This window comes from Jeotgalibacillus sp. JSM ZJ347 (assembly GCF_044383825.1).
Lineage (GTDB): Bacteria > Bacillota > Bacilli > Bacillales > Jeotgalibacillaceae > Jeotgalibacillus.
Map to the genome: position 1 here is coordinate 102,259 of NZ_JBISEN010000003.1, position 21,461 is coordinate 123,719.

26 protein-coding genes and 1 pseudogene are annotated in these 21,461 nt (G+C 42.5%); 20 read left to right on the plus strand and 7 right to left on the minus strand.

The features are described 5' to 3' along the window. Positions 1 to 19 precede the first annotated feature (19 nt). The 3 genes from ACH6CZ_RS11420 (at position 20) to ACH6CZ_RS11430 (ending at position 1,893) form a co-directional block, all read left to right on the plus strand. Positions 20 to 832 (plus strand): DUF1835 domain-containing protein, encoded by an 813-nt coding sequence (locus tag ACH6CZ_RS11420; RefSeq protein WP_374097581.1) that lies wholly within the window; start codon positions 20 to 22, stop codon positions 830 to 832. A gap of 190 nt (positions 833 to 1,022) precedes the next feature. After that, positions 1,023 to 1,322, plus strand: coding sequence for a hypothetical protein (locus tag ACH6CZ_RS11425; protein WP_374097582.1), 300 nt, complete (start codon positions 1,023 to 1,025; stop codon positions 1,320 to 1,322). A gap of 16 nt (positions 1,323 to 1,338) precedes the next feature. Next, positions 1,339 to 1,893: a hypothetical protein gene (locus tag ACH6CZ_RS11430; protein WP_374097583.1), complete on the plus strand. Its 555-nt coding sequence runs from the start codon at positions 1,339 to 1,341 to the stop codon at positions 1,891 to 1,893. 40 nt (positions 1,894 to 1,933) lie between these two features. Here ACH6CZ_RS11430 and ACH6CZ_RS11435 read toward each other — a convergent pair whose 3' ends face one another. Both ACH6CZ_RS11435 and ACH6CZ_RS11440 read right to left on the minus strand, forming a co-directional pair. Further along, entirely contained in the window at positions 1,934 to 2,323 is a 390-nt protein-coding gene (locus tag ACH6CZ_RS11435) for a hypothetical protein (protein WP_374097584.1), read from the minus strand. A gap of 20 nt (positions 2,324 to 2,343) precedes the next feature. Beyond that, positions 2,344 to 2,547: a helix-turn-helix transcriptional regulator gene (locus ACH6CZ_RS11440; protein ID WP_374097585.1), complete on the minus strand. Its 204-nt coding sequence runs from the start codon at positions 2,545 to 2,547 to the stop codon at positions 2,344 to 2,346. Between the two features lie 197 nt (positions 2,548 to 2,744). Between ACH6CZ_RS11440 and ACH6CZ_RS11445 the strand changes: the two genes are divergently transcribed. From ACH6CZ_RS11445 to ACH6CZ_RS11480, 8 genes are all read left to right on the plus strand, one after another. Next, positions 2,745 to 3,668 carry a LytTR family transcriptional regulator DNA-binding domain-containing protein gene (locus tag ACH6CZ_RS11445; protein ID WP_374097586.1) on the plus strand — a complete coding sequence of 308 codons (924 nt, stop codon included), beginning with the start codon at positions 2,745 to 2,747 and terminating at the stop codon, positions 3,666 to 3,668. A gap of 145 nt (positions 3,669 to 3,813) precedes the next feature. Beyond that, a complete protein-coding gene (locus tag ACH6CZ_RS11450) occupies positions 3,814 to 4,665 on the plus strand; it encodes an ABC transporter ATP-binding protein (protein WP_374097587.1) in 852 nt (283 codons plus the stop codon). Then, positions 4,662 to 5,369: an ABC transporter permease gene (locus tag ACH6CZ_RS11455; protein WP_374097588.1), complete on the plus strand. Its 708-nt coding sequence runs from the start codon at positions 4,662 to 4,664 to the stop codon at positions 5,367 to 5,369. Before ACH6CZ_RS11450 ends, ACH6CZ_RS11455 begins: the two co-directional genes overlap by 4 nt. A gap of 128 nt (positions 5,370 to 5,497) precedes the next feature. Next, positions 5,498 to 5,971: a glutathione peroxidase gene (locus ACH6CZ_RS11460; RefSeq protein ID WP_374097589.1), complete on the plus strand. Its 474-nt coding sequence runs from the start codon at positions 5,498 to 5,500 to the stop codon at positions 5,969 to 5,971. Positions 5,972 to 5,981: 10 nt separating this feature from the next. Continuing rightward, positions 5,982 to 6,425 carry a MarR family winged helix-turn-helix transcriptional regulator gene (locus ACH6CZ_RS11465; protein WP_374097590.1) on the plus strand — a complete coding sequence of 148 codons (444 nt, stop codon included), beginning with the start codon at positions 5,982 to 5,984 and terminating at the stop codon, positions 6,423 to 6,425. 64 nt (positions 6,426 to 6,489) lie between these two features. Then, positions 6,490 to 6,636, plus strand: coding sequence for a DUF3934 domain-containing protein (locus tag ACH6CZ_RS11470; protein WP_374097591.1), 147 nt, complete (start codon positions 6,490 to 6,492; stop codon positions 6,634 to 6,636). Positions 6,637 to 6,772: 136 nt separating this feature from the next. Further along, entirely contained in the window at positions 6,773 to 6,916 is a 144-nt protein-coding gene (locus ACH6CZ_RS11475) for a phosphoglycerate mutase family protein (protein ID WP_374097592.1), read from the plus strand. A gap of 74 nt (positions 6,917 to 6,990) precedes the next feature. Continuing rightward, entirely contained in the window at positions 6,991 to 7,368 is a 378-nt protein-coding gene (locus ACH6CZ_RS11480) for a histidine phosphatase family protein (RefSeq protein WP_374097802.1), read from the plus strand. 52 nt (positions 7,369 to 7,420) lie between these two features. Here ACH6CZ_RS11480 and ACH6CZ_RS11485 read toward each other — a convergent pair whose 3' ends face one another. Together ACH6CZ_RS11485 and ACH6CZ_RS11490 are read right to left on the minus strand one after the other, a co-directional pair. Further along, complete coding sequence (locus ACH6CZ_RS11485) at positions 7,421 to 7,831, minus strand: hypothetical protein (protein WP_374097593.1); 411 nt, start codon at positions 7,829 to 7,831, stop codon at positions 7,421 to 7,423. Position 7,832: 1 nt separating this feature from the next. Then, a complete protein-coding gene (locus ACH6CZ_RS11490; protein WP_374097594.1) occupies positions 7,833 to 8,528 on the minus strand; it encodes an aspartate/glutamate racemase family protein in 696 nt (231 codons plus the stop codon). Positions 8,529 to 8,609: 81 nt separating this feature from the next. On the opposite strand from ACH6CZ_RS11490, the pseudogene ACH6CZ_RS11495 reads away from it, so the two are divergent. The 9 genes and pseudogenes from ACH6CZ_RS11495 (at position 8,610) to ACH6CZ_RS11535 (ending at position 16,470) form a co-directional block, all read left to right on the plus strand. Then, positions 8,610 to 9,030, plus strand: a pseudogene (locus tag ACH6CZ_RS11495) (NUDIX hydrolase). A 113-nt stretch (positions 9,031 to 9,143) separates the two neighbouring features. Then, on the plus strand, positions 9,144 to 10,010 hold the full coding sequence (locus ACH6CZ_RS11500) for an efflux RND transporter periplasmic adaptor subunit (RefSeq protein WP_374097595.1): 867 nt from the start codon (positions 9,144 to 9,146) through the stop codon (positions 10,008 to 10,010). 5 nt (positions 10,011 to 10,015) lie between these two features. Beyond that, on the plus strand, positions 10,016 to 10,696 hold the full coding sequence (locus ACH6CZ_RS11505) for an ABC transporter ATP-binding protein (RefSeq protein ID WP_374097803.1): 681 nt from the start codon (positions 10,016 to 10,018) through the stop codon (positions 10,694 to 10,696). Further along, positions 10,689 to 11,852, plus strand: a complete 1,164-nt coding sequence (locus tag ACH6CZ_RS11510; protein WP_374097596.1) for an ABC transporter permease — start codon at positions 10,689 to 10,691, stop codon at positions 11,850 to 11,852. Before ACH6CZ_RS11505 ends, ACH6CZ_RS11510 begins: the two co-directional genes overlap by 8 nt. Positions 11,853 to 11,863: 11 nt before the next feature. Further along, a complete protein-coding gene (locus ACH6CZ_RS11515) occupies positions 11,864 to 12,535 on the plus strand; it encodes a response regulator transcription factor (protein ID WP_374097597.1) in 672 nt (223 codons plus the stop codon). Beyond that, a complete protein-coding gene (locus ACH6CZ_RS11520; RefSeq protein ID WP_374097598.1) occupies positions 12,532 to 13,878 on the plus strand; it encodes a sensor histidine kinase in 1,347 nt (448 codons plus the stop codon). The genes ACH6CZ_RS11515 and ACH6CZ_RS11520 overlap by 4 nt, the downstream gene beginning before the upstream one ends. Before the next feature lie 117 nt (positions 13,879 to 13,995). Beyond that, a complete protein-coding gene (locus ACH6CZ_RS11525) occupies positions 13,996 to 14,772 on the plus strand; it encodes a phosphotransferase enzyme family protein (protein ID WP_374097599.1) in 777 nt (258 codons plus the stop codon). After that, complete coding sequence (locus ACH6CZ_RS11530) at positions 14,750 to 15,280, plus strand: GNAT family N-acetyltransferase (RefSeq protein WP_374097600.1); 531 nt, start codon at positions 14,750 to 14,752, stop codon at positions 15,278 to 15,280. The genes ACH6CZ_RS11525 and ACH6CZ_RS11530 overlap by 23 nt, the downstream gene beginning before the upstream one ends. A 284-nt stretch (positions 15,281 to 15,564) precedes the next feature. Continuing rightward, entirely contained in the window at positions 15,565 to 16,470 is a 906-nt protein-coding gene (locus ACH6CZ_RS11535; protein WP_374097601.1) for a methyl-accepting chemotaxis protein, read from the plus strand. 92 nt (positions 16,471 to 16,562) lie between these two features. Here the strand turns inward: ACH6CZ_RS11535 and ACH6CZ_RS11540 are convergent, their stop codons facing one another. The 3 genes from ACH6CZ_RS11540 to ACH6CZ_RS11550 form a co-directional block, all read right to left on the minus strand. Continuing rightward, positions 16,563 to 17,114: a DUF4256 domain-containing protein gene (locus ACH6CZ_RS11540; protein WP_374097602.1), complete on the minus strand. Its 552-nt coding sequence runs from the start codon at positions 17,112 to 17,114 to the stop codon at positions 16,563 to 16,565. A gap of 34 nt (positions 17,115 to 17,148) precedes the next feature. Next, a complete protein-coding gene (locus ACH6CZ_RS11545; protein ID WP_374097603.1) occupies positions 17,149 to 19,962 on the minus strand; it encodes a bifunctional diguanylate cyclase/phosphodiesterase in 2,814 nt (937 codons plus the stop codon). Positions 19,963 to 20,340: 378 nt separating this feature from the next. Then, entirely contained in the window at positions 20,341 to 21,123 is a 783-nt protein-coding gene (locus tag ACH6CZ_RS11550; RefSeq protein WP_374097604.1) for a hypothetical protein, read from the minus strand. Positions 21,124 to 21,461: the final 338 nt, after the last annotated feature.

Here is a 21,461-nt window from a genome sequence, read left to right on the forward strand (position 1 = left end):
TTGGAAGGAGACTAACAGAGTGATTCATATTATTTTCGGATCAATAGCAGCGGGCTCTCTTATGCACGGCTTGAAGCGGCCGAAGATGGTTGCTTTTCACGATACATTTTCTGTAGGACCGGTCTGGCAACTGCATGAAGAGACAGGTCTTGATTACAGGTTTGAGTGGATGAAAAAGATTACGAGTGGTTTATATGATGATTACCCTGACTATATCAAGCGATTCAGGAAATCAGTTGAAAAGGTGCGGGGAATTACTGCAGGAGAACATGTGACGATCTGGATAGCCGACAATTCACATGAACAGACGGCTCTGCGTTATGTAATGTATTTGCTGAAGGAGAAGGATATCGATATTACGGTGATTAATACTACCGCTGCCCATCAGACGTTATTTGATAGGACTGAACTCCAGTATATCCTGCGGCATACAGGAGAGGTTGCACCTGAAAAACTGCTGAAAGTTTACAACGAAGGACCCGCATACATGCTGACAGATCATGACAGGGAAAAACTTGAACAGGAATGGCTCACTCTTTCTGATAGCAAAGAAACGCTCAGAGTCTGGCACAATGGCGATACTCGTCAAGTACCTGAAAACTACTTGGATCCATACTTTGCTAAGTACGCAAAAAGGTTGCATAAGGAAAAAGAAAAGCAGCACTTTATTCCGTCAGCAAGATTGATTGGTGAAATGATTGGATATGTGGATCAGCACATTGGAGATGCATTTCTCGAATACCGGCTGAAAGAGCTGATCAGAGAAGGTGTATTTGAGTATGAAGGACATCCTGAGCATATGAGATTTTACACGATCCGGTTGAAAAAATAGACAACAGTTGGGAGAAGGGAACCTATATTTGTTAAGAAATCTTCATGCTGGTTTACTATTTTTCAAGAAAATAAAGATAATGTGTAACATTTTCTGTTCAATTTCTACTAATTTACAGAAGAGGCTGGAGTGAGCGAAGTCTGGGACTGACCCAGACTTCGCTCACTCAAAAAATATCGGAGGTGAAAATATGTGGGTTATTTTAGGTGTAATTGCGATTGTGGCAACTTTCATTAACCTTTATCTGTATTCGGTGAAAAAGGATTATAAGCTTGCGATGGCGCTGGGGTTATCATTTACGGCATTAACACTTTGTGCAGAGTACAGTCTGGTATCCATGTGGGTGGATGCAGAGGATTTGGCTGCTTTAATGGACGTGGTACCCGGCATGGAAAGAGCATTATGGTTTTTGACAATTGTTTCGATCTTACTGAATATTACACCTGTGCTTTTAGAAATGAGAAGTAATAAAAGGATGAAGAAAGCTTAAAGAAAGGTGTTTTAAAATGAAGGTAGTTATCTATCTGAATTTACTGCTTCTATTAGTGGTGGGGTGCTCTGACAAAGCAGTGGATCAAAATAAAGTGTCCGAAAGTAATACTGCTGTTGAACAGACAGCGGCGGAATCTGATGAAATGGTGCCTGTAGAAGAATCCGTTAAAACAGAGGAGCAGGGCCTTTCGGAGTATTCTGATGAACAAATTGAATACGCACGCGTCTGGCTGCAGCTCGGACCAAATCAGGATATTGATGGATTATATGTTGAACGCATTCCTGCAGGCGCACCGCTGAATCCAAAAGACGAAACAAGCGGCGTGTACCCTGAAGACGTCATTCAGCTATCGGGATCCAGGTTAGTAGATGGTTCAATTACATATAGCGGCAATGGAGACGGTACTATTAATGTCTACAACGTGCCGAAACGCTGGGACGGTGTTTATCCGGTAGAGGATGAGAACTTTTATAAGGACATTATTGAAGGAACGGAGAGAGTTTATATTGAGACGGGTAATGCTGGTGAGGTGGCAGCCCTGATTGAGTTATTGGAAGATCATACCTGAAAAAGAGCAAAGGCGAGAATTAGATTCTCGTCTCTGCTTTTTAATAACGCTTCGACAAAACCACAAAAGAAACAAAAACCGTACTGATCGACAAAGCTGCCAGCAAACTGACGGTCTGGTAACCATCCAGCATAAAACCTTCAATTTGAAACAAAGTCATCAGGATCAGCATGTATCCTAAAATGAAAAAGTAACTGAAAAACATACCACGATCTTTAATTTTTTTAGTACGCTCATCATTTTCCTTAAATTGTGGATATAGATAAGAAAGACAAAAGCACATCACCGTCGTTCCTATATACACAAATTCATGCCCGACAAAAAAGTTACCTGATGTAATGGAAACAACATTGATTAATATCCCATATGAAAGAAACACCAGTCCAAATATGAAAAACGTCTTTCTTCCGGCTTTACTGCTCATCTGCATAACAAACACCTCCAAACATACTAATTCTCTTCATCTTCCAATAAAAAAACCTCTTCCACATACGCGTTAAAACACCTTGCAATCTGGATCGCAAGCGGCAGCGATGGGTTATAGCGACCCTTTTCAATTGAAATAATCGTCTGCCTTGAAACACCCAGCATCTCTGCCATCTGTTCCTGAGAAATGCTATTTTCCTGCCGTAACTCTCTCATTCGATTTTTCATACGCCACATTCCCCTCTTACTTATAGTGTAATGTAAAGCACCCTTTACGTAAAGGCTGCTTTACATTTTCTGATTCTCAAGAATGAATTTGGATCTCAATTTTCACTCAAAATTTGTAAAATGACCGGAGGAGTTAGCGAATAAGTTGTAGAATAATGAAAGAGGCATGTGAAGTTACGTGATAAAGGAGTCAATTCATGAATATTGAAATTACTGAAGTAAAAGAGGGCAGCCATGCGGCTATCCCTGCGTTTACGATTGATGCCGGGCTTACCGGGATATATACAGATATTAAGCGGACGCAAATGATGATGGATCAGTTAAAACATATGGGTTATCTTCATGGTAATCATGAAGGGCTCGCTACGCGGTTGACGGTAGAGGAAACGTTTAAATATCATAAGGAGCTTTCCGGGGATTCAGCATCTGTAGAAGAAATGCTCTCTTTATTTGGTTTACAGCATGTTAAAAAAACAAAGGTAAAGAATCTTTCAGAGAGTCATAGAAATTGCCTGTCTTTTCTCAGACCTTATTTATATGCTAAAGACTTTCTGTTAATAGAAGAACCCTTTGACAGGCTGGATGAAGAAGGCAGACAAGTGATGGCGCATCTGATTAGTAAAATGAGAGATGAAAAGAAAACGATTTTACTGCTGGGACATAATCTTGAAGAGTTGCTTCTAATGACAGAAGACATTTACCGGATTGATCAAACTGGATTCCATAAAATGGATTTAAATGAAGAACCGGCTCTATCCACTGAAGAAGAACAACCTGTGATCAGAATTGAAAGAATACAGACAAAGCATGAAGGAAAAACAATTTTGTTTAACCCGCCTGAAATTGATTATGTGGAGAGTGTGGATGGATCAGCACAGGTAAATGTGGCCGGTAAAGGGTACAACTGCACATTGACACTTCAGGAGCTTGAAAAACAATTACGTCCATATGGCTTTTACCGCTGTCACAGATCCTACATTGTGAACTTGCAAAAGGTGAGGGAAATCATTACCTGGACAAAAAACAGCTATAGTCTGAAGCTCAATGATAGAGAAAGCAGTGTGATTCCCCTGTCCCGTGCAAAGCTTGCGGAATTAAAGGAACTTCTTGGCGTTTCCTAGTATTTCCCGGGGAATATGCGGGGACCATTCGTCAGTTTTCGGGTACAGTTCACCACCATTTTTCTACATTTGAACTGTATTTTAAAGCGCTTTTTTTGTTGATCTGACTACACTTAGGTTAGACATCAACAAGGGAGGCTGCGAAATGACAGCAGAAATTAACGTACAGTATATTGGAAAAAGTTTTCACAAGTTTACGGCTTTAGAGGATGTATCTTTTTCAGTTCAAAAAGGAGAGATTTTTGGCTTTCTTGGTCCTAGTGGATCAGGTAAGACAACGCTTATTAAAATTCTGACTGCACAGCTGGATCAGAATAGGGGCAAAGCAACAGTTTTTGGCATGCCGGTAAATGAAATGAAGCGTGTGGAGAATAAAGCGCGTTTTGGCATATTAACGGATAACAGTGGCCTGTATAAGCGGTTGACTGTAGAAGAAAATCTCACACTTTATAAAGATTTATATGAATTAAGTGACAGCGCAATTGATGAAGCTTTGGCATTCGTAAATCTGCAGGATGCACGTAAAAAGAAGGTGTCCAAGCTTTCTAAAGGAATGCTTCAGCGTGTGACACTGGCACGTGCATTAATGCATAAGCCTGAACTGCTGTTTCTTGATGAACCGACTTCTGCGCTTGATCCCGGGAATACGCATCACATTTATAAAGGGCTGCGTAAGTTGAACGAAATGGGTACAACAATCTTTCTGACGACGCATGATATGGCAGAGGCTGAAACACTGTGTGATCGCGTTGCATTTTTACATGAGGGAAAAATCAAAGCGATTGGGGCACCTTCAGAATTAAGACTGCGTCACAGTGATCAGTCGATGGTTGTAGAGCTTACAAATGGTGAACAGCACACACTGCCATTAAATGAAATGACAACAGCCGGAAGACTTGAAAAGTGGATGAGAAATCAGCTGATCCAGCGAATCTGGTCAAATGAACCGACACTTGGAGATATTTTTATGGAGATGACAGGGAGGGACTTACGATGAATATGTCAGTAAAGAGAATGCGCGCGATTTTTATTAAGGATTATAAAGAGTTTTCACGTAATTATGCAGTATCAACCATGGTTTTACTGCCTTTAATGATGGCATTCTTCTATCAGAATGCTGGGGCTTCCACTTTGGATATGTATTTTCTTCCAATTAATATGACGTTTGCACTTGTTACTACTTTTATTCAGGCCTGCCTGATTGCAGAAGAGAAAGAGAGTAACACATTACGCAGTCTAATGATGTCCCCGGCATCAATGGTAGATATATTAATCGGAAAAAGTACCCTTGTTTTTTCGATCACGCTTGCAATTGTCGCGTTGACGATTATGATTCTTGGATTCACCCCGGCAAATCTATTTGTTATAACAGCTGGCCTAATGATCTCTACCGTCTTTTATATCGGATTGGGCATTGTTTGCGGTCTTTTTACAAAAACAGTGATGGAAGCGTCCGTTTCAGTTCTTCCGGTTATGGCTGTATTTTCACTCGGACCGCTTGCAAGAGGGCTGGCCGAGTCGTATCCGGTGCTTGAAGTGATGAAGTGGTTGCCAAGTGCACAGTTGATTATGCTTGAAGGTTATAGTGCAGCAGGTAACACATCAGATATTATCATTTCACTTGTGGTGATTGCAGGATGGACAGTGATCACGCTCGTCATTGCAAGTGTGTTATTTAACAGGCGAATGAAAGATGAATAGAGATGATGTACCCGGAGGACGTTTTCTCCAGGTTTTATTCATAAACTACATTGAAATTTGCCCCCATTAAAAAGAAAATGTAAAATTAAATCGTACACGATCTATATTCTAAAAGGAGGCAATTTTAGATGACTGTCTATGAATACACTGTCCAAAAACCGAATCGCGAAAAGGTAAGTCTGGAATCTTATAAAGGAAAACCGATGCTGATCGTGAATACAGCAAGCAAATGCGGACTCACTCCACAGTTCGAAGGCCTGCAGAAGCTACATCAGGATTATGGAGATCAGGGACTTCAGATACTCGGTTTTCCGTGTGACCAGTTCAATAATCAGGAGTTTGACGATATAGAAAAAACGATGGAGCATTGTCAGGTCAACTATGGTGTGAGCTTCCCGATGTTTGCGAAGGTCAAGGTTAATGGAGCAGAAACCCATCCGCTATTTGATTACCTGAAGAAGCAGCAGAAAGGGCTGCTATCTAAAGAAATCAAGTGGAATTTCACGAAGTTTCTCATTGATAAAGAAGGGAATGTCGTCAAACGTTACGCGCCGACCACGTCTCCGGAAAGCATCGAAGAGGACATAAAAGCATTATTGTAGGAGGACCTGTATGAACGACTACCTTTCACTGGATCAACAGCTGTGCTTTGCGGTGTATGAGACATCCAGTGAATTCAATAAGCTTTACACAAAGGCGCTCGAACCGTTCAACCTGACTTATCCCCAGTATTTAGTGCTGCTTGTGTTATGGGAAAATAATGGCCTCGCGCAAAAAGAGATTGGTGAAAAGGTAAGGCTCGGAACCGGCACGCTGAATCCGATGATCACCAGGATGACTGCAAATGACTGGTTAACAAAAGAACGGTCTACAGGAGATTCAAGAAGTGTCGTCATTTCACTGACTGAAAAAGCAAAGGATAGTAAAAGAGAGATTGCCCTTGCAATCAAGGAGGCAATTGAACGTTGTGCCATGACTTCAGATGAATATTTCGAACTGATGAAGCTTCTCGGCTCAGTTCGTGATAAGATGAAGAGGAACCGGATGGAGTCATAACGCTTTCCGGTATTTCAAGTCACTAATGTATAAAGTGGTATTCTATTCTTTGGAGTGAACATAGATGGCAAAATCAAAAAAGAGCGGCGTAGGTCAGGGTACCGGCAAAAAAGGCTGGAACCGCTGGCAGGCAAAAGCGAAGAAAGCAAAGAGCTTTAAGCCTTATCAGAGTAAAGCGAACAAACAATCTTCAGATTCTGATGAGAAATAAGCGTCCGGTCTTCCAAATGTGGGAGACCGGATTTTTTTATTCAGAATACTTTCTTACAATAACTGTGCAAACACTCCCACCCATATTTTGCTATACTTATGTAAAATGATAGGAATCTGAAAGCGGAGGTCATGTAATGGAATTAATCATCAGACATGGGCAATCTGAAGCAGATTTGCTGAATATTCGTGAAGGCAGAGCGGACTTTCCGCTGACAGAGCTTGAAGAAATACAGGCAAGGAAGATGGCAAAGTATGTTGCAGTGAATTTTAATCCTTAAGTCATCATTGCCAGTACACTCAAAGTGCGCACGGGACTGCAAATATATTAAAAGAGTCGGTTGACTGTGAAATAATTGTAGAGGAAGAACTGAAGGAATTTAATAATGGCGTGCTGGCCGGTCTCTCAAGAGAAGAGGCGCTCAGAAGGTATCCGATTCCCGAAGGTGGCAGACCAAATCATGTGCCAATTGAGGGAGGGGAATCCGAGCTTGGATTTCGAATGAGAGCAGAGAAGGTGTTGCATAAGATTTTAAATGACTATAAGTCATATGACAGAGTGGCGATTGTATCGCATGGTGAAATGATCTCTAATTTGCTGAAATCATTATTGGAGCTGCCTGTTGTAACACTGGCTGCTTTTCCAACAGGCGATACAGGTATTCATCTAATTGAAGTGACTGAGGATAAAAGAGTGGTCAGGTTTTTAAATGGACAGGAGCATTTGATTTAAGTTCGCTGAACTGAGGGATAAAGGTCTAAAGGAAAGAGTATGCCTTTTTCTATTAGAATACCGAAAAGAAAAACACGAACAGGACGGCCGCTATGTTTGAAATGATGAAGAGATTTATTACTCTTTTTATCACCATTTCCTTATGTGAAAAGCGGTTGATCAGTGTTTCTATTACCCAGAAACAGGCGATGATGCTGAAAAGGGGAATCATAAAATCCGGTCCAAAAAATGTGATCGTGAGGGCGAATCCTGCTGCCACGTATAACGCCAGTCTGGCCGATGCGCAGAGCTTCATCAGGCCGGCAATGATCGACAGGGGCAGCGCAACAAGCAGCAGCCCTCCTGCAAAATAGTAGTAGTAAATTACGAATGAGATGCTGCTGACAGGGACCGGGAAAGCCAGCGTGAACACGACAGTCATGATGATTAAGGTCGTGATGAGTGACTGAAAAGTTGCTTTCATGCTATGAATCCTCCAGCGCAATTTTGACAGCCTCTAATGCATGAATCTCTGCTGTATCAAAAATAGGTACTGCAACGTCTTCCGGACTGATCAGCAACCCGATTTCTGTACAGCCGAGGATGACACCTTCAGCTCCATCAGCAATTAACTGAGAAATCACTTTTTTAAAATAATCGTGTGAATTAGCTTCGATTTTACCAAGACACAGTTCTTCAAAAATGATCCGGTTAACCTGCTTTCTGTCTTCTTCAGCAGGCGTGATCACATGAATGTCCTGAGATGTCAGGCGATCTTTGTAAAAGTCCTGCTCCATCGTATAGCGCGTCCCCAGTAAGCCGACTGTACGGATATCAGCCTGGTGTATTCGTACTGCTGTGGCGTCAGCAATATGCAAGACAGGAAGATCAATGTTTTCCTCAACCATGCTAATGACCTTATGCATGGTATTAGTACATATCACAACAAAGTCAGCCCTGGCTTTTTCAAGGGAAAGCGCCGCTTCAGCCAGCCTCTTTCCTGCTGAGTTCCAGTCGCCTGCTCTCTGGTAACGTTCAATTTCATCAAAATCCACACTGTATAAAATGCATTTCGCAGAATGTAAGCCGCCAAGCTGTTCTTTTACGGCTTCATTGATCATCCGGTAATATGCAGCTGACGATTCCCAGCTCATTCCACCGATCAGTCCAATCGTTTTCAACGTTATTACCACCCTTCGTATCTGCAAGTATACTATTTTTAATGATTTGGAAAAAGTTCGTCTAACTGGAGGGAACAGTTCATGAGAAACCGAAGCGCAGTTGTCATCGTTCAAGACGGTCAAGTGGCGCTGATTAAAAGAGTCAGAGACCACCAAACCTATTACGTGTTTCCCGGAGGCGGAATCGAGCCTGGTGAAACACCTGAACAAGCCGCTGAAAGAGAGGCATTAGAAGAATTGGGCGTTGAGGTAAGTGTTGGAAGCTGTATGGCTGAAGTTGAGTATGAAGGGAAGCAGTACTTTTTTGAAGCTCAGATCACAGGCGGGGTGTTTGGAAATGGGTCAGGGTGAAGAATTGACAGACATGACCCGGAAGAGAGGGACTTATCTGCCAGTGCTGATAGATATAGCAGAACTATCTTCTATTGATGTCAGACCAAAAGAAGTCGCAGTGAAAATAAACAGCAGCTCTGATCAATTAAAACACAATACAAGATTATAAAAAGCACAGTCTAAACATCATTAATCATAAAGCTTAAATTTTTTCTGCCAGTTCATAATTAGTTCATATCTTTTGTTTATGATTTCCTCATCACATAACAGGGAGGATTTATCATGACAAAGAAAAGAAGTATGAAAAAAACCTGGCTCATTGGTGCAATCGCGTTGATTGCAGTAGCTGGTGTAGCTGTTCCACTTTTCGCTCAGGAGGACACAGCTGCTGTAAAAACAGAGGAAGTGACAGAGGAAACAATTGTGACATACAACAGCTTTACCGGAACGCTGACACCGGTTAATCGGACTTTGATAACAGCGGAGAGATCGGATCAGCTCATGATTAATGTTGAAGAAGGTCAGACCGTCAATGAGGGAGATGTGCTGGCTGAAGGAGAGCAGGGGAATATCACAGCGCCGGTTACTGGAACGATTAATGCCATCAAAGTACAGTCAGGGCAAATCATGCAGGGAACAGCAATGATGGAAATTGTAGATTATGATGACCTGGAGGCAAGTATACAGATTGATGAATCAGACATTGGATATGTGACTGAAGGGGAATCTGTGTTGCTGCGCATCTCTTCACTGGACGAAGAATTAAATGGAGAAATCGGCAGTATTGCAAATGAGGCAATCACTAACGGTACACCAAGTGCACGAGCATACTTCACTGCGAAAGTAGAAATAGATGAATCAGATAACACGAGAGCAGGGATGACAGTCGAAGCCTTAACTGTTAGAGAGGAAGCAGCAGGTGTCCCGACTCTTTCTCTTGACGGTATTGAATATGATGATCAGGACCAGCCTTTTGTATGGATAGAAAGCGATGAAGATCTGATTAAACGTTATATTGAGCTCGGTGTGACAGATGGCTTGCGTGTTCAGATCACTGAGGGACTTGTCAGTGGTGATCAGATTGTCATTGAAGAGGATCCTACTGCCGGAGGGTTTGCTCCTCCAATGATGGGAGGTGGGGGTCAGTGAGTACGATCGTTTCAATGAAGGATTTATCAAAGTCGTATCAGTTGGGAGAACAGCAGCAGACCGTGTTGAAGTCTATTCAATTAGAGGTTCAGCAAGGAGATTTCGTTACGATACTTGGTCCTTCCGGTTCAGGGAAATCCACGCTGATGAACGTGATCGGCTGTCTGGATACGCAGACCTCCGGCCAATATACAGTAGGAGGCAAAAACACAGCTGATATGAATGAAGCTGAACTTGCTACCCTCAGAAATAAACAAATTGGCTTTGTTTTTCAGCAATTTCAGCTGCTTCCACGGTTATCCATTATAGAGAACGTGGAACTTCCGCTGATTTATTCTAAGGTATCAAAAAAAGTACGGCGAAATCGTGCGGCGTATTTGCTCGAGCGGGTAGGGCTTGCCGATAAACTGACTCACAAGCCGAATCAACTCTCCGGTGGTCAGCAGCAGCGTGTAGCCATTGCACGTGCGCTGGTAACAGAACCTTCATTACTGCTGGCTGACGAACCAACAGGTGCACTCGATCAGCAGACAGGAAGGCAGATTATGGAGCTGTTTACACAGCTTCACCATGAAGGAAAAACAATCATTATGATTACCCATGATGAGAAAATTGCACGATATGGCAGCCGGATTGTTCATTTGCTGGATGGAGAAATCAGAGAGGAGCGTGGTCAGGGTGTTTAGAGAAAATATTCGAATGGCCTGGCTCAATATTACGGCAAACCGTATGCGCTCATTTCTGACGATGCTCGGGATTGTCATAGGGGTCGGCGCCATCATCGCATTAATGACCATTGTAAATGGTGCAACAGCTTCTATTAATGAGGAAGTTTCTACCTTTGGAGCTGATCGGATCAGTATTCAGGTTCAGGGAACAGAACAAAAAGCAGGAATGACAGCCGGGGAGATAGAAGACTTAACAGAGATTGAAGGGGTAAGAGGTGTATCGCCGACTGTCCAGGGAGCAGTTGTAAGCCCTGTCTCTGCGAACGATATCTCGCTATCCGGCAGAAGTGAAGTTTATTTTGAACAAACGCCTGATGCACTCGAAAAAGGAAGAGGTCTGCTACAGGCAGATATCGAGCAGGAAACACCTGTTGCAGTGATTGGCTCAGAATTAGCGGCTGATTGGTTTCCGCTTGAAGATCCGATCAATAAAGAGATAACACTTAACGGCAGAAGCTTTACAGTTGTCGGTGTATTGGCGCCTTCAAGCAGCTTCTCTATTACATCTGTTAATGAGCTGGTGATGATTCCTTATCCATTAGCGCAAAGGGTTTTAGGTGTCACTGCCATTAATCAGACTGATCTCTATATGGAAGCAGGCGCTGATGCGAACGGGATTGTGGATCGGGCAACAGTGATCTTGCAAAATGCTTTTAACCAGAATGAGAATGTTTACAGTGTAACGAACTTTGAAGATGCATTGGCATCTATTGACCAGATCAATTCAATGCTATCAATGCTGTTAGTAGGTATTGCTTCTATCTCACTACTTGTTGGCGGAATTGGCATTATGAATATGATGCTTGTATCTGTGACTGAACGTACAAATGAGATTGGACTTCGGAAGGCTTTAGGTGCTTCACCGGGTTATATTCAGCTTCAGTTTTTACTGGAATCCATTTTTCTGTCACTGCTTGGCGGTCTCATTGGAATCGGATTTGGTGCCGCGCTTGCCTTCCTCGCCAGTCTGGTAATGGGAATTGGTTTTACACTTTCAGGAACGTCAATTGTTTTAGCAGCAGGGTTTTCAATTATTATTGGTGTGATCTTCGGGTTTATTCCTGCGAGAAAAGCTTCACGCCTGAACCCGATTGAAGCGCTCCGCAGCGCATAGGAGGCAAAAAAATGGTTCGTGTATTGATTGTAGAAGATGATCAGGCCCTGCGTCATTATCTGAGAGAAGGACTCACTCAGGCCGGGTACAAAGTTGTTGAGGCAGAGGATGGTGTGGACGCTCTGGATGTACTTGACCGGCAGGGAATTGATCTGGTCATTACGGATGTCATGATGCCGAACCTGGATGGTGTAACGTTAACGTCAGAGCTCCGGGAGGTTTATGACTTTCCGATTCTCATGCTGACAGCACTTGAAACCATTGAGGATAAAAAGAAGGGGTTTTTATCCGGAGCAGATGATTATCTGGTTAAGCCGGTTGAATTAGAAGAACTGCTGCTTCGGGTAAGTGCACTTCTCAGAAGAGCTCATATATCAAAAGAAAAACAAATCAAAATTGGCCATACAGTCATTGATGAATTCTCAAAAACAATTACTTACGGTGCAACTACAATAGAGCTTCCCATGAAAGAATTTCAGATATTATTTAAACTCGCATCAAGTCCGGCAAAAATATTCACCCGGCAGCAGCTGATGGATGACATATGGGGTTATGACGCAGAGAGTGATCTTCGGACAATTGATGTGCATATTAAAAGAATCCGTCAGCGTCTTGAGGGAATCAGCGACTTTGAAGTGAAAACTGTTTGGGGGCTTGGTTACCGGTTGGAGGTGCGCTTATGAAGCGTTTGTTCCACACGATATATGGGCGTTTCCTCATCATCTTCATCGGCTTATTGTTCATTCCAATGATCATTTCTTTCACGCTTCTTTTCACCATCCAGCTGGACCGGATCAGAGAGGATGTAGAACTTCAGCTGACTGATCAGGGAGAAATCTTACAGACGCTTGTTACTTCGGAGTCTTTCACAGCAGAAGAGGCTGTCGAGCTTGTAATCGGCAACATTCTGGTATCCCGATCCTATGATTCAATTGCTGCCTGGAGAAATGCCGGAGAGGCAGATTATACAGATGAGCAGATCAATCAGCTTGAAGATGGACAGGTCATTACCGGGGCTCTTTCTGATTTTCGAGAGCTGCCATATGCTGCATTTGAACTGGGTGGAGAGATATATATGATTTCTCCAAACCTGAATAACAATCAGATTACTCAATTCCGTAATACAACCATTTACAGCTTTCTTGCAGTTGCATTGATCGGGTCTATACTGATTTTATTTGCCATTTCGTTTTTGACAAGACGTCTGGATCGGATCAGTAAAGCGTCCCGTCAAGTATACGAAGGGAATTATACTGTAAGGATACAGGATAAAGGCACCGATGAGATTGGTGATTTAGCCCGTCAATTTAATCAAATGGCCGAAGAGCTTGAGACGAATGAATATCTGAATAAGGAATTATCAGCTGTTATGGCACATGAATTTAAAACACCTGTCTCATCTATGATTGGATTTGCAGCATTACTTAAAAAGATGGACGTCCCGGATGAGAAACGGATTGAATATGCACTTGTCATCGAGAGAGAAGCAAAGAGGCTGGCCAGGTTATCATCCACATTGTTAAAGCTCTCTAAGTTTGACCATAAGCTGGTTCACATGACAAAATCCCATTATCAGCTGGATGAACAAATCAGAGAGTGTCTCTTAATGCTTCAGCCGCAGTGGGAGGAAAAACAGCTTGAGCTTGAGATTGATCTGATGACATGCAAATGGACCGGTGATCGTGAGCTGATGTCACAGGTATGGATTAACATTATGAAAAATGCTGTTGAGCATTCACCTCAGCATGGCAAACTGATTATTAGAACGGATAAGTCTGACGATGAGATGATTGTGCGGATTCAGGATACAGGAGAAGGAATTGCTCCCGAGCATATAGAGCGTATATTCGAACGATTTTATCAGGTGGATCGGACCAGAAGTGCTGCTGGAACTGGACTCGGTCTTGCACTGGTAAGAAAAATAATTGATTTGCATGGCGGGGAAGTAAGGGTTCAAAGCAAAATGGGTGAAGGTACCGTATTGACTGTTGTCCTCCCTTTTCCTGAGAAAGATAGTGGTGCCTGATGATGGTATTGGATTTGAAAGCAGCACACCTTCAGCCTTTTATATCCGGAGGAGCTTGAGCCGTCGTTACTCCTCCGGTCGCGCTTGATAAAGAACCTTATTAAAGAGGTGAATTGCATGAAAGAATCAGAACTGACCGGAGGCAATATTTCAAAAGTGATGCGCTCCGGCGATACAGTCAGGCGAGAAGTAAAAGATGGAAGTGAGAGGGTTCACAAGCTCCTCCTTCACTTGGAATCCAAAGGCTATCCCTACTCACCGCGATTTCTCGGTATAGATAATCAGGGCAGAGAAATACTCACGTTTATTGAAGGGGAAACCGGAAATTATCCTGCTAAAACATACATGTGGTCAGATGAAAATCTGAAGAGGATTGCTGCTATACTACGAGACTTTCATGAGGCTGTGCGGGATTTTTCATTTGATGAGCGCTGGACGCCTCTCCCGGGAACGCCGGGTCCAGGTGAAGTGATCTGTCACAACGATTTCGCCATTTATAACCTGATTTTCCAGGATGGGAAGGTAGGCGGTGTCATTGATTTTGACGTAGCTGCGCCGGGTCCTGTAAGCTGGGACGTTGCCTACACGCTGTATACCTGCGTACCGCTGAGCCGGTTTTATCTGGCTGAGAATGGAAAGAAGGTAGACGCTGATCAGGCTGAACAGGAGAGAAGAATTGGTGTATTTGCTGAGGCATATGGAAAAGAGTTTGAACATATATTAGACGTTGTCATTCAGCGGCTGGAAGCACTTTGTCTATTAATCGACGCGAAAGCTGAAGCCGGGGACCCTGCTTTTCAAAAGATGAAAGCAGAAGGACATATCGAACATTATAGAAAAGATATTCGCTACTTAAAGGGGATGGAATCAGATGAAACAAATAGAGACCAATAGATTGATATTAAGGATGTACAGTGAAAATGATGCCCCGGATGTTGCGGGAATGTGTAACAACGTTAGCATTTATCAGCATACGTTGAATATTCCGTATCCCTATACAAAAGAAGATGCGCTGACATGGATCGGATTTCATGATGAGAATCGAAAGAATGAGAGAATGTATGATTTAGCCGTGACAGACAAGGTTACTGGTGAGCTGTATGGATCAGTAGGCATTTCAATACATAAGGCATTTAATAACGGCGAACTCGGCTACTGGATTGGTGAAGAACACTGGGGGAAGGGCTACGCAACTGAAGCGGCTGAAGCCATGATCAGATTTGCTTTCGGGGAAAAAGGACTTCATAAAGTCTATGCCCGCTGTTTTGATACAAACCCGGCTTCCGGTAAAGTCATCGAAAAGCTCGGAATGAAAAAAGAAGGCGTTTTGAGAGAGCATGTGAAGAAGGATGGGGCGTTCGTGAATCTGATTCATTACGGGCTGCTGGGGAGTGAAGGATAGAGGGTCAGCCCCTGCACTTCAGGTCTATGAACAGCATTGTTCAGGAAAAAAGCTGAATAGCAGAATGGTGATTGGGAGACTGGGACAACAGAATGTCCAGTCTTCTTTTTTGAGGAATTTTGTAGAAATAAAGGGATATAATCACTTTTTGTGGAAATAGTTATTAGTTATAAATTTAGGAATCACTTAGATTAAATTGATTCATCCGCTAATTTTAATTTATAAAAGTTATCAAGAATAATCAATATTTCCGCAATACAATCTCAAACACCGGGAGGACTCTTATGCACACTCAGCAGACCGTAACAGATGACCTTGTCGTAAAAGCCATCGAGAACAATCTTGCCATTATCAGGTTTGATCAAAACCGGAGAGTTGCTTATGTGAATCAGCTTTTTGCGCAAACGGTCGGATACAGTGCGCAGGAACTGGAGGGTAAGCATCATCGTGATTTGTGCTTTGATGATTTTGCTAACAGTCGTGAGTACGAATTATTCTGGAAGGACCTTTTTAACGGTAAAACATTTCAGGACAAAATTAAGCGGAAGCACCGAAACGGAGGGTCGCTTTGGCTGGATGCTACATATATGCCGGTCTACAACCTGGAACAAACTGAAGTCATAGGTGTTACTAAAGTGGCGATGGATGTATCAGATCGCTATAAAAAAACACTTGAAATGGCTGAAGAATTGAGAATGGTCTCATACAATCTCAATGAACGTTCAAAGCAGGGCATGTTCAGAAGCCGTGAGCTGCTTGAGCACATTGAAGGAATTATGCATGCTTCTGAGGGTAATGCTGATACATTAGAGCTTCTGAATGGTAAAACAAATGAAATTAATGGTGTTGTCAAGACAATCCGTGAAATCGCCAGTCAGACAAATCTCCTTGCACTGAATGCCACAATTGAAGCAGCGCGTGCAGGTGAGCATGGCAGAGGCTTTGATGTCGTGGCAAAAGAGGTTAGAAAGCTGTCAGTTCGCGTAGAAAAATCAATTAGTGAAGTGCAATCAACGGTGGACTCAATCACCAAAGAGGTTGAGAAGATTACAACCGGCACAGGTATGGTCATGAAGAGAGTCGATGAGAGCCAAGTGCAGATTCAGACAACGGTCGAGGATTTTGAAATGATCGGTTCTTCTGCTGAAAAGCTTGGTGAGCAGTCAAAAGTAATCACAAGTTACATGTGATGGAAAATGGATCAGGTGCTTTTGAAGCGGCTGATCCATTTTAGTGAACGGTAAGGGTCAGATCCTACAATTCAAAAGATTTAATGAATCTTTCAAACTTTCAACAGCCCGCGGAACCCCCTTGCAGCGTAATAGGAATCCGCGCCATTGTGATAGACAAATACCGCATCATAGCGCCGGTCACAGAAAAGGGCACCGCCTTTACTACGGATATCGTCAGGTGTTTTCACCCAGCTGAATGTCTTCAGGTCAAAGCTTCCAAACTCCTGCAGCCTGCGATACTGCTCTTCAGATAACAACTCAATCCCCATTTCCTCAGCCATTTTCAACGCACTGTTTTCAGGTGGATATTTCTTTCTCGCTTCAAGTGCAGCATGGTCATAGCATACACTTCTGCGGCCTTTTGGACTCTCAGGTGAACAGTCCACGAAAGTGAAACCATCTTCTTCAATGTTCAATTCCACTACATCAGGCTCGCCTTGGCTCTCTTCCATTTCATTGAGCGACCACAGCTTTTTAGGCTGGGTCAGCAGCTTTTGTTCTACATCCTGCCAATGAGTTTGAGGGTGTCGTTCCATATGTTTTGCAAATCTATTTTTCAAAACAAATAACAGTTCTGTCTGTCGTTCGTTAGATAATGTCATTTTATAACCTCCCTTATAAATCAGCTTTGTTTTTCTACGTAGATTGCCGGCTGCTATCTCCGGGTATTCCTTTTTCAAAAATCTCCTCCAGCTCACCTGCTGGCACAGGTCTGTTAAAAAAATACCCTTGCATACAGTGACAGCCCTCAGCCATCAGCATGTCAATCTGTTCCTGTGTTTCAACACCTTCAGCTATCACTCCATAATCAAGCTGTTTGGCAAGGTGAATAATGGTCGAGTTCAACGCAGCAATGTGCGGAACCTGTGTCATTCTATCCACAAAGGATCGGTCGATTTTAATACAGTCAATTGGAAAGTCTTTAATATACTTTAAAGAAGAATATCCAGTCCCAAAGTCATCAAGCGCGAGGGTAAGGCCAAGTTCTTTCAATTCATGGAGCTTCGCCGCATCGTGAGACTGGATCAATGTGTGTTCAGTCAGTTCAATTTCAAGATATGTTGGATCAATTTCAGCTTCTTCTAAAATAGATTTAACCGTCTCAAATACGCGCGGGTGTTGAATTTGTCTAATGGAGAAATTCACCGCCATAGTAATCATCCGTCCTTTATCATGCCACACTTTCAGCTGCCTGATTGCTTCACTTAATACCCATTTTCCCAACTTCAAAATGATCCCGGTTTCTTCAGCAAGCGGAATAAATTTGTCGGGTGGTACCTTTCCAAGTTCAGGATGCGTCCAGCGGAGTAAGGCTTCTACGCCGGTGATTTTCTTCAGGTTGTAATCAACTTTTGGCTGATAATATACTTCAAGTTCATTTCGTTCAATTGCCAGATAAAGTGCGTTGAGCAGGTTGGATCGCTCGATATTTTTTTCCATTAGCATTCTAGTAAAGTAATGATAAGTGCCGCCCTGTTCTTTCGCTACATACATAGCAGAGTCGGCGTTGCGGATTAATTCATCTTCATTCTTCGCATCATCCGGGTACATACTGATGCCGATGCTTGCCCCGGTAAATAATTCATGATTACCGATGCTGAAAGGGTTGGTCAGAGCATACAAAAATTGTGTAGCAACTTCATCAAGCTCTTCCGTCCGCGCTACATCTTCAACAAGGACCATAAACTCATCTCCGCCAAGCCTCGAGACAGTAATTCTCTCAGATACAAGCGTTCTGAATCGCTCAGCTACTTCATAAAGGACGCGATCTCCGATTGTATGCCCGTAAGAATCATTAATAAGCTTAAAGCGGTCCAGATCAAGAAATAGCACAGCTAATCTAGTGTTATTTCGCTCAGCTGCTTTTAAAGCGGTCCTTATTTTTTGAACAATATACCTCCTGTTAGGAAGACGCGTAATTAAATCATAGTAAGCCTGATTATGAATCTTCTGTTCCATCTGTTTTCTCTCAGTCACGTCCCGGAAAGTAACAACTGCACCGTTATGGTGGTTTCCATTTTTGATCGGTGTTGAAACATATTCCACATCAAACGTCTCGCCGTCTTTTCTGGCAAACTTTTCATCAGCGGAATAAATCTTCTCGCCTGTCATCAATGATTGGTGGATCGGGGAACTCATTTGCTCATAAAGTTCCGCCTCTCTTGTAAAGTGGGCAATTACTTCAGCTTGTGGCTTTCCAACAAGCTCATTTACTTCGTAATTGAGCATGGTGGCAGCAGTAGGGTTGCAAAATGTAATGATGCCTTCTTTATTTAACCCGTAAATCCCTTCACCTGCAGAGTTCAGGATCGACTCATTTCTTTTGCTGAGCAGACGAAGATCTTCATTCATGGTTTCGAGGATCTCGTTTTTCTCCTGCAGTTCATAAGTTCTGTGTTCGATTATTTTTTCCAGCTGTTCAAGGTGAAGCAGATTATCTAAAACGCCTGCTGTTGCATCAGCGATTGACGTTGCCAGCTGCTGCTCAGCCTGCGTATATGACTTAGGACCGGAGAAATTCACAACATCAAGCGTACCTAGAACTTCACCACGTGAGACAAGAGGAAGTATATACATTGCTTTAATCCCGAAACGTTTGATTGCGTTTGGATTAGGGCGTGGATCGTTGGTTGTATCAATAATCATCACTGCCTCTTTCGTACGCATCACTTCCTGAAAAACCGGGTCTTCCTGAAAATTAATTTTCACTTCACTATGAACTTTTTTCCATTCATCCTCTTTCCACAAGCTTCCTGATGAAAGTTGGCGAGGGACAGCTGAATTTGTGAACATATCATTCAGGTTGGCGGCAATATTATGATTGTCCAGTGCCTGACCAATGTAACGAAAGCTTGTCTCAAGAGCTTCCTGGACAGTCACGCATAGAGAGAGTTCACTCGTCGCATCAAGTAAAAGCTGTTTATCTTCATTTAGTTTTTGTGAGTGTGTAAGTAGTTCTGTGTTTCTAAGAGCGACTGCAGCCATTGTGACATAGGATTCAATGGCCTCGAGCTCTGTATTGCTTAAGTGGAGAGGGGAGCTGTAGTCAAAAAGAAATACAAGACCATATAACGACTCTTCAAAATAAATTGGCATGCCAAATATTGATTTGATTTTAAAAAGCTCAATTGGAATAGGATCAGGGCGAGAATCTTTACTTGTATCGGGAATATAAATGCTCTTTCTGGTTTCCACGATTTCAGCTGCAAAACGGTCATTTTGCAGATTAATAACCATCTGATCCAGTGTGATTCCATTAAAGTTATCGGGTTTTCCTACAAACCCCTGAAACTGATCTTCTGCAATTGGTAAATAGATTCCGATCGCATCACACCGGACAATTTCTTCAGAAATGGCTTTCACAACCTGCTCTAAAACAGAACGTTTATCAAGCTTCAGATGAATCATCTTTGTAATGTCTGCTAACCTGGAGTATCGATCATGCTGCATCATCATCCCACCTTTCCAACTATGAAAATAACTTATATCACACATGGCTGATGTTAATTCCTGTATACTTTCGTCGTTAGAAGGCTAATATCCTTTAATATACAGTAAAAAAGTATAGGTTTTTGTTGGAAATGTAGTTTTAAAGTCTGTATTTGGTGATCCCTGCAATCGAATTTGTTGTTATAGCACTCATTAGCACTGTGGTGTTAGTCTATCTGTTTCTCAACGCACTCAACCCGGGCGTATCGAGCAGTCACCAGGGCGGATACAACACTCAATCCGGATCTATCCCGCAGTCACCGCACACCATGCGTCATTCACAAGTCGGAACCCGAACTTCAACATCAAAAAAGCAGGGGACTAATCCCCCACTCCATTTCATAATTCCGGCCATCTCAACCGCTGCCGCTCAGCCTCAAGAATCTTCCTGCCATCCGCTATCACGGTTTGCATCATCATGCGAATCTGTTCTTCTTCAGTATCAAGAGGATTCACGTTTATCTGATGCATACTCTTCAGGTTTTTATCACGTTCACTGACAATCTGCTCGTAATATCCGCGATGGAGGTCTGTCAGCTCATGCCAGGCGCCGGCTTTCTTCATTTTATCAATCCAGTCTGTCACTACATCTGCCTGTTCTGTTGCTATTTTTAACATGTGATAGCGAAGCAGGTGAAAGTATGCGGCATACTCCTGAAGAATCTCTACATCTTCATCAAAAATCTGATGGGGTTCAGCAACGAAGCTTTTAAATCGTTTGTACTGTTCGGAAAATGCCAGGTGCTGGTCGTATAACTGCTCAATCACATTCTTCGAAGCTGTCATATCAACGTGATTATGCACTTTAATCAAATCAAGTGGATCAGTAAAAACTTCATCAGGAATTCCGGATGCATGATTTACTGACTCGTAAATTAAATAAATTAATTCGTTAAATAAAACAAGCTGAGGAAAGACTGTTATTGCATCAGGCTTTCTGCTTTCGCCAGCTGTTAAAATGGCGCTGCCTTTAACTCCCTGGTTACGCTGATACACGACGCGATAATAAGCATCACCATTGACGATACAGAAGTGCGGGTTAACAGCACAATGTTCGAGTATTCTCTTATACGCTTTGGCTTTCTTTTCAACTGCAGCTGTCGATTCAGTTTTTACTGCCATCACGATATACCCCTTTCAGGTTGAAAGTTATTCCACAACGGGTTACGCATCTTCAATTATCTGATTCATTCTTTTCCTCCTGCGTCCCATCCTCAGGAAGCATAGGAACATCACCAAATAAATCCGGAAACTTTACCTCTTCATTGCTATTCTATTTTTTTACCCTGACATACGGCGAGTCTAAAGCTTTACGCCAATATCGTTAGACACAATCCTTATTTATATGATGGCTTATATCGGCAACTACTTTGAGAATATAAAAAATTCATATGACCTTGATCTAACTCTGTTTTTAAAAGTGTTAAACTACTACTTTTTTAATAGGGAAGGGCTTAATT